The following is an 11,691-nucleotide window of genomic DNA, read 5'->3' as shown; positions in this document are numbered from 1 at the left end:
GGGATCATCGATGAAGAACAATCGAATTTAACTGGATGGACAATTCAGTTGTGCTTCACTGTTGGTTCCGAAGAGCACCCCCGGCCCGCGCGACTCACCGCCATCCCAGGGCGGGGGCGACGTCGGTGAGGATGGACTCGATGACGTGCGCGTTGTACTCCACGCCGAGCTGGTTGGGAACAGTCAGCAACAGCGTGTCGGCGGCCGCGATGGCCTCGTCCTCGCGGAGCTGCTCGATGAGCTTGTCCGGTTCGTCCGCGTACGAGCGGCCGAACCGTGCGGTACCGCCGTCGATCATGCCCACCTGGTCGCGGTCGTTGCGATCACCGCCGAAGTACATCCGGTCGGTCTGCGTGGTCAGCGGAAAAATGCTGCGGCTCACCGACACCCGCGGTTCACGGGTGTGGCCGGCCTCGGCCCACGCGTCGCGAAAACGGTCGATCTGCTCGGCCTGCAACTTGTGGAACGGGATGCCGGTGTCCTCGGTCAGCAGCGTGGAACTCATCAGGTTCATCCCCTGCTGGGCGGTCCACTCGGCGGTCGCGCGACTGCCCGCGCCCCACCAGATGCGGTCGCGCAGACCGTCGGACTGCGGCTCGATGCGCAGCAGACCCGGCGGGTTGGGGAACATCGGCCGCGGATTGGGTTGCGCGAACGCGGTCCCCTCGATCACCTTGAGGAACACGTCGGTGTGCGCACGCGCCATGTCGGCGTCGGTTTCACCCTCCGACGGGGTGTAGCCGAAGTACTTGTAGCCGTCGATCACCTGCTCGGGTGATCCCCTGCTGATGCCGAGCTGCAGACGTCCGCCAGAGATGAGGTCGGCGGCGGCGGCGTCCTCGGCCATGTACATCGGATTCTCGTAGCGCATGTCGATCACGCCGGTGCCGATCTCGATCGTGCTGGTCTTCGCGCCGATCGCGGAGAGCAGCGGAAACGGCGAACCGAGTTGGCGGGCGAAGTGGTGCACCCGGAAGTAGGCGCCGTCGGCGCCGAGTTCCTCTGCTGCCACGGCCAGGTCGATCGACTGCAGCAATACGTCCGACGCCGTGCGCGCTTGCGACCCCGGCGACGGCGACCAATGTCCGAACGAGAGAAAACCTATCTTCTTCACAGAGACTTCAACCGGACTGCGGTCCGGATTGTTCCCGGCCGCACGCAATGAGTCTATGAAGCAGATCCGAATTGATCGGCTCCCAAACCTTAGTATTGCTATATGGAGGTCAAGCGCCTGCGGTTGCTCCGCGAGTTCGCCGATCGCGGATCGGTGGGCGAGGTGGCCGCGGCCATGCACATGACGCCGTCGGCGGTCTCCCAGCAACTCAAGGTGCTGGCCAAGGAGGCCGGAGTCGACCTGCTCGAACAGGACGGCCGCCGGATCCGGCTCACCGGCGCCGGACGGGCCCTCGTGCTGCGCGCCGACGAGGTGATCGCCGCGGTGGATCGTGCCCGCGAGGAGATGGCGGCCTACCGATCGGGAAACGCGCAGGTGCGCCTTGCGATGTTCCCCTCGGGTGCCACCCTGCTGCTCCCCGACGTCCTCGAGCGCGCCGCGGCCGAGCACATCGACATCGTCGCTTCCCATCTCGACGTCGCCTACGCCGACGCCCCGCCCGCGCTGGCCGATTTCGACGTGGTGGTGACCCACCGTGATGAACGGATGCCGCCGGTGACCGACCCACGGGTCCGGGTCACCGAACTGATGCGCGAGCCGCTCGACGTGGTGGTGTCGGCGGCCTCGCCGTTGGCGGTACGGAACTCGGTGTCGGTGTCCGAACTGGCCGATCACGACTGGATCAGTGTGGAGGGCGGATTCCCGGTGGACGACGTGCTGCTGTCGATCTCCGCGCTCACCGGAGTGGCGGCGCGCGTGACGCAGCGGATGCTCGATTTCACCACCATCGAGGCACTCGTGGCCGCCAACCACGGCATCGCGCTGATGCCACGATTCGCGGTGCGCCACCCCGGGGTGCGTGCGGTGGAACTCAAAGGGGTTCGTGCGGCACGGGTCTACGAAGCGCTGACCCGATCGCGAATCGGAACGGCCGTCGACGACGTGGTCGCGGCGTTGCGGTCGGCTGCCGCGGGTCATACCCGCTGAGTCGAGCATCCGGCGAGACTCACATCCGTTCTGCCACACGGCGTGCGGCGAGTTGCACCGCCTCCCACACCGTAGCGAAGGGTGGGGCGTAGGCCAGGTCCATCTCGGCCAGATCATCCACCGTCATCTCGCCCCACAGCGCGGCGGCGACCGTGTCGATCCGTTTGCCCGACGCCGGGCCGCCGACGATCTGGGCGCCGAGGAGTCTGCGCGTGGACCGGTCCGCGGTGATCAGCGTGGCGATGGGGGCGGCGGCGGACAGATAACCGCTGGCGGTGTTGCTTTCGGTGATCAAGGAGAAGACGTCGTAGCCGAACCGGTTGGCCACCTCCGTGCTCAGGCCGGTGCGTGCGATCTCCAGATTGGTTGCACCGGAGACGAATCGGGTGATCGCGGTGCCGAGCACGCCGGGGAAGCGACGGTCGTCGCCGGCGACGTTGTAGCCGCAGACGCGGCCCTGCTTGTTGGCGTGAGTGCCCAGCGGGGCGTAGATCCGGGTTCCGGTGATCCGGTCGACGACCTCGCAGCAGTCACCGGCGGCCCACACGTTGTCGGCGACGCGTTGCCGGTCGTCGGGCAGGTAGCCGCCGTGCACGCCGATGGGAATCCCGGCGGCGGCGCCCAGCGACGTCGACGGGCCCACGCCGAGCGCGAGCACCACCACGTCGACCGGGATCTCACGTCCCGAGGCGGTGGTCAGCGACCGGATGGTGCCCGACGTCGACGTGTCGGCGCCGGTGACGACGGTGCCGGTGAGCACCTCGACACCGGCGGACACCAGGCCCGATTCGATGCGCGCACTCATCTCGGGGTCGAGTTTGCTCATCACCGTGGTTCGGGTGAGGAGCGTGGTGTCGAAACCGCGTTCGGCGAGCGCCTCGGCCATCTCCAGGCCGATGTACCCACCGCCCACCACCACCCCGCGCCGTCCGCTGCCGATCAGCAGATCGAGCCAATAGCGGGCATCCTCAAGCGTTTTCGCCGGATGGACTCCGTCGATGAGCGCGCCGGATCTGTCGCGTGCCCAGGGCGGAACGGTGGCGTCTGCGCCCGTGGCGAGGACCAGCTCATCGAAGTGCAGTTCCGATTCGACGCCGTCGTCGGTCCAGGTGGTGACCGTCTGCGCGGAGATGTCGAATCCCGTGACGGTGGTGCCCAGACGCAGGTCGACCCCCATCTCGCGGTGCTGGGCGGGAGTGCGGGCGGTGAGGTCGTCGGTCGAATCGACCAGTCCACCGACGAGGTAGGGGATTCCGCAGGCGGAATACGAAGTGTCGGAGGTCTTTTCGAGTACCACCACGTCGACGTCCCGACGCTTCGTGCGGGCCGTGCGCAGTGCCTGGTGAGCGGCACTCATTCCGGCAGCATCGCCGCCGACCACCACGATCCGTTCCACCCGCGCCACCCTACCCGCGGCCCGAGCCTCGGATGGTCGGTCGGTGTCGGGCGCTGGTGCCGTAGTTTCGCTAGTGCCGTAGTTTGGTGTCACCAGATGACACCAAACTACGGCACTATCATTCTCTGCCCGTCAATCCATTCTCTGCCGTCAATCCATTCTCTGCCGTCAATCTCCGAGTCGACGCGGTTCTGCCACGATTTCATGCCGATTCATACCGTTCGGGTGATGGCTGCCGGCATACCGGGTGTAAGAGTCAGAGTATGGACGATTCCTCTGTGGACAGCGACGTCGACACCGATGTCGAAATGGGCCCCATCGATTACCTGCTCGTCGAGTTTCCCGCCGATCACGAGCCCGACGGCTCGGCGCTTTCCCTGCTGCTCGACCTGGTTGATGCCGGCACCATCCGGGTCCTCGACCTGGCGATGATCCGCCGGGAGCCCGACGGGTCGGCGGTCGGAGTGGACTTCGCCGACGTCGACTTCACCGGCGATATCGACACCGGTTTCCTGGCCGAGGCGTCGAGCGGTCTGCTCGACGAGACCGATCTGGCCGAGGCGGCGTCGGCGCTGGAGCCGGAATGCCTCGGCGTGCTCGTCGTCTACGAGAATCTCTGGGCTGCTCCCTTGGCCACTGGTCTGCGTCGCAGCGGGGCGCAGCTCGTGGCGTCCGGCCGCATCCCCGTCAACGCCCTCATCGCCGCGCTCGACGCGGTCGAGGAAGCAGCGGAGGACTGACGCGCAGGGCCGGAGCTCGACTCACGCACACGATCGACCACTCACACCGAACGAAAGCAGGGACCCATGCCAGGACTACTACGAGGGGTGGCCCGCACGGCGGTCATCGCCGGAACCGCCACCTCGGTCTCGAACCGCGTGTCACGCCGACAGGGGGAGCGCTGGGCGCGCCAGGAAGCCGCGGCCCAACCCGTCTACCAGCAGCCCCAGCCCGTCTACCAGCAGGCACCGCCGGCGTATGCGCCCCCGCCGCAGGCTCCGCCGGCCGCATCGACCGAGGACCGCATCGCTGCACTCAAGCAACTCGGCGATTTGCGCGCGCAGGGAGTGCTGACCGACGCCGAGTTCGACGCGGAGAAGCGTCGCATCCTCGGTTCCTGACCATAAGCATTGCGCCGAACAGGTTTTCGCCCAGTAGGTATGTGTCCGGTCGGCAATTCGCCGAGTGGGTAGTCACAGAAAGGGATCAGATGAGTTACCAAGACCCGTCGACGGAGCAGAAGTGGGCCGGCGGTCTGTCCATCGCGGCCGCCGCAATACTGCTGATCGTGGGCATCCTGGAATTCTTCCAGGGCGTCTCGGCCGTCGCCGCCGACAACCTCTTCGTCGTCGGACCCAATTACATCTACAAATTCAACCTCACCACCTGGGGCTGGATCCACATCGTCATCGGCGTCATCATCGCCATCACGGGGCTCATGCTGTTCTTCGGCTCCACCCTCGCGCGTGTGCTGGCGGTGGTGTTCCTGGCACTGTCGGTGATCGCCAACTTCCTGTGGATCCCCTACTACCCGTGGTGGTCGATCACCTTGATCGCGCTGGCACTGGTCGGCATCTGGGCGGTGTCCGTCTGGGACACCGACGAAGAGTGATGAGTCCGGATTCACCATGAACGCTCCGACCACCGACAGCGAGCTCGTCACCGCCCCCGCCGCGTCGTTCGCTACGGTCGCGGACCGGCAGGCACAGGGCATCGACGCCCGTGAACGTCTACCGCTGTCGTCGGTGGGAGATCTCGACGAGGAGGCCGATCGGGACCCGATCGGCCTCCTCCTCGAGCAGGCGACTTCTCGGGTCCCCGAACTCGTTCCGGTTCGCCACGGCCGAATGGCGCTGTCTCCCTTCACTTTCTATCGGGGTGCGGCGCTCGTCATGGCCGACGACCTGAGCCGCACGAGGAACTCGGGTCTCACGGTGCAGCTCTGCGGTGACGCCCACCTCTCGAACTTCGGCCTGTTCGCGACCCCGGAGCGCCGGTTGGCCTTCGACGTCAACGATTTCGACGAGACCTACCCGGGACCGTTCGAGTGGGACGTCAAGCGACTGGCCGCCAGCCTCGCCGTAGCGGCCCTGCAGAACGGGTTCGAGCGGAGGGCGGCCAAGGAAATCGCCCGCTCATGCGCCCGCGAGTACCGCGAAACGATCGCCCAGCAGTCCGAGATGGGCACGTTGCAGAGCTGGTACATGCGCGCCGAGCCGACCCGCAAGCTCGTCAACATGCGTGACATGATCGACGCGGCCACCGCCAAGAGCATCCGGAAGCAGATCGACAAGGCGTGGCGGCGAGACAGCCTGTCGGCGCTGACCAAACTGACCACCGTGGTCGACGGCGAGCTGCGATTCGTCAGTGCCCCACCGCTGATCGTTCCGATCGAGGAACTGTGGAGCTTGGAGAGCTCGCGCGATATCTACGCCGAGTTCGGCGACCGCCTCACCGCGTTCCGCGCGACGATGGAACCCCGACATCGTGTTCTGCTCGACAAGTTCCGGCTCGAACGGGTGGCCCGCAAGGTGGTGGGCGTGGGCAGTGTGGGCACCCAGGCCTGGGTGCTGCTCTTCCGTGGTCGTGACGAGAACGACCCATTGATCCTGCAGGCGAAGGAGGCGCAGGAGTCGGTCCTCGCGCGCTACCTCGACGGCCCGACCTTCGACAATCAGGGTCGGCGCGTGGTGCAGGGGCAGCAACTCACCCAAGCGGTCAGCGACGTCTTCCTCGGCTGGGACTCGGGCCGCGGACACGACGGTGTGTCGCGCGACTTCTATCTGCGCCAGCTACGGGATGCCAAGGGCTCCATCCTCATCGACGGGCTCGACCAAGGCGGTCTCGATGCGTACGGGCGTGCGTGTGGCCGCGTGCTGGCGTATGGACATGCCCGCTCGGGTGACGCGGTGGCGATCGCCGCGTACCTCGACGACGCCGAAGAGTTCGACAAGAGCATCATGCGCTTCGCGTCCAGATACGCAAAGCGCAACATGGCAGACCACGCCGTCTTCGTCGATGCCATCACCGCGGCCAAGATCCCCGCCATCACCGACATCTGAAAGCGACCCACGTGTCCGACGACGCCTCCGGCTCGATCGATGAGCCATCACCGAATGCTGCCGACAGCATCCCCGATCCGTTGAGCACCGACGAGCGCGCCGAACTCGAGTGCCTGCGCGCCCAGGTGGCCGAACTCGCCGCAGGTGGCGACACCGCCGTAGCTGCCGCAGCATCCCCACGCCGCCGGGTGAACTGGCGCGCGGTGGGAGCCATCACGCTGGTCATTCTGTGCGCTGTGCTGGCGCTGCTGTCGGTGACCACACGGTTTGTGCGCAGCCAGATCCTCGACACCGATCACTACGTCGCCACAGTAACGCCCCTCGCGTCGAATCCTGCTGTGCAGCAACAGGTCACCAACGCGATCGTCGACGAGATCAACGGCCAGGTGAACATCAAGCAGATCACCACCGATGCGCTGACAACTCTGACGGAACTGACTCCGGCCGACCGGCCTCGCGTCGACCAAGCCGTTGTGGGGCTGGCGCCGGTGATCGCCGGCCAGGCCGAGGCCTTCATTCGCTCCACCGTGGCCGAGTTCGTCGGATCCCAGCAGTTCAAGGAACTCTGGGTCACCGCCAATCGAGAAGCGCACGCGGCAGTGGTCGCCGCCGTGACCGGCGACACCCGCCACGGCGCGATCCAGGTCGACACCGACAACGGGTCGATCAGCATCCAACTCGGACCGATCATCACCCAGGTGAAGCAGCGGCTGACCGAACGCGGGTTCGCGTTCGCCGACAGGATCCCGGTGGTCAACAAGGACTTTGTGATCTGGCAGTCCAAACACCTGGTCCGCGCCCAGAATCTCGTCAGCGCCCTCGACAAGGTGGCCGACATTCTGCCGTGGCTGACCATCCTGGTGATCTTCGCCGCGGTGGGTGTTGCGGGGCGCGGTCGCCGGATGCGCACGCTGGCCGCCGTAGGCGTGGCGGTGGTGCTGGCCATGCTGGTGCTGGCGCTGGCAGTCCTGGTGGGACGGTCCATCTATCTCAGCGAGATGCCCACAGATGTGCTGTCCCAACCGGCCGCACAAGCCATCTTCGACACCGTGATCAACCCGATGCGCTTAGCACTGCGCGCAGTCGCGGTGGTCGGCCTTGTGCTCGCTCTCGTCGGGTTCTTCGCAAGCGGATCCCGATCCGCGCTCGTGGTGCGCGCCTGGATTCGGCGCGGATTCGGTGCGATCGACGCCCGACGGAAGGATCGCGCGCCCTCCGTGGTGGAACGAGGCCTCTGGCAGGCGCGGCTACCGATCCGGATCGGCGTGCCGACCGTCGGTGCCCTGATCCTGATGTTCTGGCATTACCCGACGGGCATGGTGGTGTTCTGGGTGGTGCTGGTCGGGGCGCTGGTGTTGATCGCCTTCGAGTTCGCGGTCGCGCCTGCCCGTCGCGCGGCGCACACGGCTGTGACCGCCTGAGCGCGCCGCCGGCGTCAGTTCTCGTCAGCGGCCGTCGTGCGTCTCGCCGGTGCGTGCCCGCGTCGGCGAATTCCGCGTTCGAGGATCTCGACGGCATCGCGGTGTTCCGCGTTTCGCGCCACGGGATGACCGATCACGGCTCGGCGGTGTGTCCGCCCCCAACGCATGGCCATCGCAACCCTTTCCGTCGACGTCCGCAGCCGAGGCCGCAGCCTTCGGACCACTCCGATCCGAATTCCCCCATTGTGCTGCCACCTCAAACGCGGATGCGTCATGCGAACGGGGTGAACAGCGCCACCCCGACCCCATCACCGCCGGTACCATTCTGTCGAGACGCGTGGAGCAGCCCGCGCCGAACGAAGGTATGACGTGGCGAAGAACGACGCTGCGGAGGTGCCCGGCACCCTGCGCCTGAGGACATCGAGTCCTGCGTTGCCGCCCGGCTTCGTCCCCCGGCCACGCCTCGATGCCCTGTTGTCGCGCGGCGAGAGCGGAACGCTCACCCTCGTCTGTGCGGGACCCGGATACGGAAAGACATTGGCCGTCGCGGCTTGGGCGCGACAACCGGCCCGACGTGGGCGGGTCGCGTGGCTGACCGTCGGCGAGGGCACCGACGTACCGGCATTCTGGCTGGAGGTCATCACCGCACTTCGCACTCTCGATCTGGTGGCCGCCGACGCCCGGATCGCTCAGTTCATGCCCGGCCAGCAATTCGGCGGCAGTGACGTCGACCGCCTCGCCGATGCGCTCGCCGATTTGCCGCAGGAGGTCATCCTGGTCGTCGACGACTGCCATCGGATCGTCGACGACGACGTGCGTGACTCGCTGAATGCCTTCGTCGACGGTGGTATGCCGAATCTGCACCTGGTTCTGGTGGGCCGTGAGCAGCCACAGATTCCGTTACGCCGACTCCAACTGACCGGTCGGCTGGTCGAAATCGATAGCGCGGAACTGGCTTTCACGCAGACCGAGGCGAGGGAGTTCTGCGCGCGCGCCGGCCTGCCGATCGGTGAGGCCGCACTGGATCTGCTGGTGGAACGCACTCAGGGGTGGCCCGCCGGCATGCGGCTGGCGTTGCTGAGCAGTCCGTCGTCCGACGGCGACCCGGGGGAGGCGCTGCGCGGCTTCGGCGGACAGAACCGGCTCGTGGCCGCGTATCTGCTCGAGGAGATCCTCGCCCGGATGTCGCCCAGTGACCAGAGATTCCTGCTCGCCACGAGTGTGGCCCCGATGATTCACGCCGAACTCGCCAAGGTGCTCACCGGAAGAGCCGACAGCCGCGCTGTGCTCGACGACCTGGTGGCACGCAACGCGCTGACGGTGCGGTTGTCGGAGCGTCCGGACTGGTTTCGTTTTCATCCGCTCTTTCGTGAACTACTCCTCGACCGGCTCGGTGCCGAGAGTCCCGAGAGCATTCCCGATCTGCACCGGCGCGCCGCCGACTGGTTTCTGGGTAAGGGTGAGTCCATACCGGCAGTTCGGCATCTCGTCGCCGCCGGGGACTGGAGGCGGGTCGCCGAGATCGTCGGGACCTCGGCGCTGCCGTTGATCGTCACCGTCCATGCCGCGGCATTGGCCGGGGCGCTGGTTCCCGCGGTTGCCGAGGCCACGCACGATCCCAGCCCGGAGGTGCTGCTGTTGGCATGCGTGGTGGCCCACTACCGTCGCGACTACGACACTGTGCGACGCAATTCGCACGATGCGCAACGTCAACTCGCGGCCCGCGGTGGCGACTGTCCGGTGTGGGCGCAGGCCATTCTCGCGAACGTGCGGCTGGTGCTGGCCCGGGTGGCCGGGGTGGCCGAACTCCACGAGGCGTCCACCGAACTGATGCGGCTCGCGGCGGACACGCCGCGAGCCGAGCTCCCGGCGGCCGGGTCCTACGCTCTCATCGGTCGCAACAACGTCGCCATCAGCCTGGTGCTGGCCGGCGATCTCGGTCTGGCACGGGCCCAACTCGACGAGGTGCGAGTGGTGGCCGACCGGGCGGGCATGGCGATCACCTCCTCCGGTGCCGACGCCTACCTGGCGATGCTCGATGCGATCGAGGGGAAACTGCCCGACGCCGGGCGCCGGTGTGCCGCCGTGATCGGATTGGTCGCCCGCCGCGGCTGGAGCCGTCAGCCACAGTTCCTGGCCGTGCATGCCGCCGCCGCGCTGAGCCACCTATCGCGGGCGGACTGCGACGCGGCCGCCGAGGACATCCGCTTCGCCCGGCCGCTGGCCGATGCGGGGTCGGACCGGGCCGCGGCGGCGGTGGTGGAGATCGTTGCGCTGGGGTTGGCGGCGGCTCGTCGAGACCTGCACGCCGCGGGTCTCGCGCGTGCTCGCCTGCAGGCGATGCGCCGGCACTCGGGTGGTCTCGGTGACCTGATCGATGCCTGGTCGGTGGTGACGTCGGCCCACGTGGACATGCTCGGCGGTGACTTCGACGCAGCCCGGGAATCGCTGGATTCGGTGCCGGAGGCGATCGGATTCATCGCGGCGCTCGTGCGGATTGCCCGGGCCCGAATCGCACTGTCCACCAACCGGCCCGCGGACGCGCTGCAGGTTCTCGGCGAGCCCGCACGCTACGCCGAGTTCGCGGTACTCCGCGTGGAAGCCGGTGTGCTGTCGGCGGTGGCCGCCGATCGTCTCAGACGCGATGCGGTAGCGCTCGTGCGCATCGGTGACGCGATCGGCACGGCGACGCCGATCGGCGCGCTCCTGCCCTTCACCGAACACGGCGGTGAGTTGCGGAACCTGCTGACCCGCGTCCGGCACTTATCGACGGACCTGTCCGTCGAGGAGCGTTCGCTCATCGATCGTGTGATGGGCGAGATCTCCGACGTCGTCCCTCGTGCGCACGGGACCGTTGCCGCCGCGGACACCCCGTCGGCCCACGAGGCGCTCACCGAGCGCGAGATGGCGGTGCTGCGGTATCTGCCGACGATGTACAAGGCCGCCGAGATCGCCTCGCACCTGTTCGTGTCGGTCAACACCGTGAAGACACATCAGCAGTCGATCTACCGTAAGCTCGGTGCCTCGTCGCGGCGCGAGGCCGTTGACCGCGCGCGTGAGCACAATCTGCTCTAGGCCTCCTCGTCGCCGATGAGGGTTTGCACGATGGCCTGCGTGGGAATGCGGCCCTGCGCAACGAGTTTCGCGCCCGACATGTGTGCGGCGGTGGCAAATCGGCACGCCCAGTGGTTCTCCCACACCAGGATCAGTGCGCTGCTTCCGGGAGTGATTGCCGCGGAGAGATTCTCGAGGTCTTCTTCGGCGAGGATCTCGGCGAGGTTGTCGCCGAGGTGTTCGGGAAGACGACCGCCGAGATCTTCGCACTCCAGAACGTCGAGCGTGCCGTCGACAGCGCGGTGCAGGCTCAGCAGATCCAACACGCGAACGGTGCCGTCGGCGAGCAGCACGGTGAGCGCCTCGGTGAGCGGGCCCTCGAACCCGCCGAATCCATCCGGCAATTCGACGACGACGTAGTCCACTGGGCCCAACCCGTGGTCATGTCGGCTCAACCCGTGGTCGCTGTCCAACGGGCGCCTCCTCGACTCGGCCAATTCGACTACGTCGAGTGTGCACCCGAGGACGGTCGAGACCGTCATCCGATCAGGGTGAGCGGCGTGCGCACACAGGGCCGGTGGTTCGTGGCGCCGACAGGAATGGGCCGGACACCCGGGGATCGCTCGGTGTGTCCGGCCCATGCCCGGCACGCGCGCG

10 protein-coding genes are annotated in these 11,691 nt (G+C 67.2%); 7 read left to right on the top strand and 3 right to left on the bottom strand.

What is annotated here, in order from left to right; genetic code table 11:
- Positions 1-94 precede the first annotated feature (94 nt).
- Complete coding sequence (locus ACWDSI_RS05730) at positions 95-1,114, bottom strand: LLM class flavin-dependent oxidoreductase (protein WP_449755928.1); 1,020 nt, start codon at positions 1,112-1,114, stop codon at positions 95-97.
- 102 nt (positions 1,115-1,216) lie between these two features.
- Here ACWDSI_RS05730 and ACWDSI_RS05725 point away from each other — a divergent pair, with 102 nt between their 5' ends.
- The gene (locus ACWDSI_RS05725; protein ID WP_449747323.1) at positions 1,217-2,101 is read left to right on the top strand and encodes a LysR family transcriptional regulator; all 885 of its coding nucleotides are present in this window, start codon (positions 1,217-1,219) and stop codon (positions 2,099-2,101) included.
- 19 nt (positions 2,102-2,120) lie between these two features.
- On the opposite strand, the gene ACWDSI_RS05720 is transcribed toward ACWDSI_RS05725, so the two are convergent.
- A complete protein-coding gene (locus ACWDSI_RS05720; protein ID WP_449755927.1) occupies positions 2,121-3,497 on the bottom strand; it encodes an FAD-dependent oxidoreductase in 1,377 nt (458 codons plus the stop codon).
- 263 nt (positions 3,498-3,760) lie between these two features.
- Between ACWDSI_RS05720 and ACWDSI_RS05715 the strand changes: the two genes are divergently transcribed.
- From ACWDSI_RS05715 to ACWDSI_RS05690, 6 genes are all read left to right on the top strand, one after another.
- Entirely contained in the window at positions 3,761-4,237 is a 477-nt protein-coding gene (locus ACWDSI_RS05715; protein WP_449755926.1) for a DUF6325 family protein, read from the top strand.
- 66 nt (positions 4,238-4,303) lie between these two features.
- A complete protein-coding gene (locus ACWDSI_RS05710) occupies positions 4,304-4,618 on the top strand; it encodes an SHOCT domain-containing protein (protein ID WP_449755925.1) in 315 nt (104 codons plus the stop codon).
- Positions 4,619-4,707: 89 nt separating this feature from the next.
- Complete coding sequence (locus ACWDSI_RS05705; RefSeq protein ID WP_449747327.1) at positions 4,708-5,109, top strand: DUF7144 family membrane protein; 402 nt, start codon at positions 4,708-4,710, stop codon at positions 5,107-5,109.
- A gap of 16 nt (positions 5,110-5,125) precedes the next feature.
- Entirely contained in the window at positions 5,126-6,559 is a 1,434-nt protein-coding gene (locus tag ACWDSI_RS05700; RefSeq protein WP_449755924.1) for a DUF2252 domain-containing protein, read from the top strand.
- An 11-nt stretch (positions 6,560-6,570) separates the two neighbouring features.
- Positions 6,571-7,980 (top strand): hypothetical protein, encoded by a 1,410-nt coding sequence (locus ACWDSI_RS05695; protein ID WP_449755923.1) that lies wholly within the window; start codon positions 6,571-6,573, stop codon positions 7,978-7,980.
- A 369-nt stretch (positions 7,981-8,349) separates the two neighbouring features.
- Positions 8,350-11,055, top strand: a complete 2,706-nt coding sequence (locus ACWDSI_RS05690; RefSeq protein WP_449755922.1) for a LuxR C-terminal-related transcriptional regulator — start codon at positions 8,350-8,352, stop codon at positions 11,053-11,055.
- Here ACWDSI_RS05690 and ACWDSI_RS05685 read toward each other — a convergent pair.
- Positions 11,052-11,507: a DUF6325 family protein gene (locus ACWDSI_RS05685; protein WP_449755921.1), complete on the bottom strand. Its 456-nt coding sequence runs from the start codon at positions 11,505-11,507 to the stop codon at positions 11,052-11,054. The two genes, ACWDSI_RS05690 and ACWDSI_RS05685, sit on opposite strands and share 4 nt — an antisense overlap.
- Positions 11,508-11,691 lie beyond the last annotated feature (184 nt).

It is taken from the genome of Gordonia sp. NPDC003429, assembly GCF_053588575.1.
The sequence above is the reverse complement of the archived record's forward strand: the minus strand, read 5'-3'. Positions and strand labels throughout refer to the sequence as shown.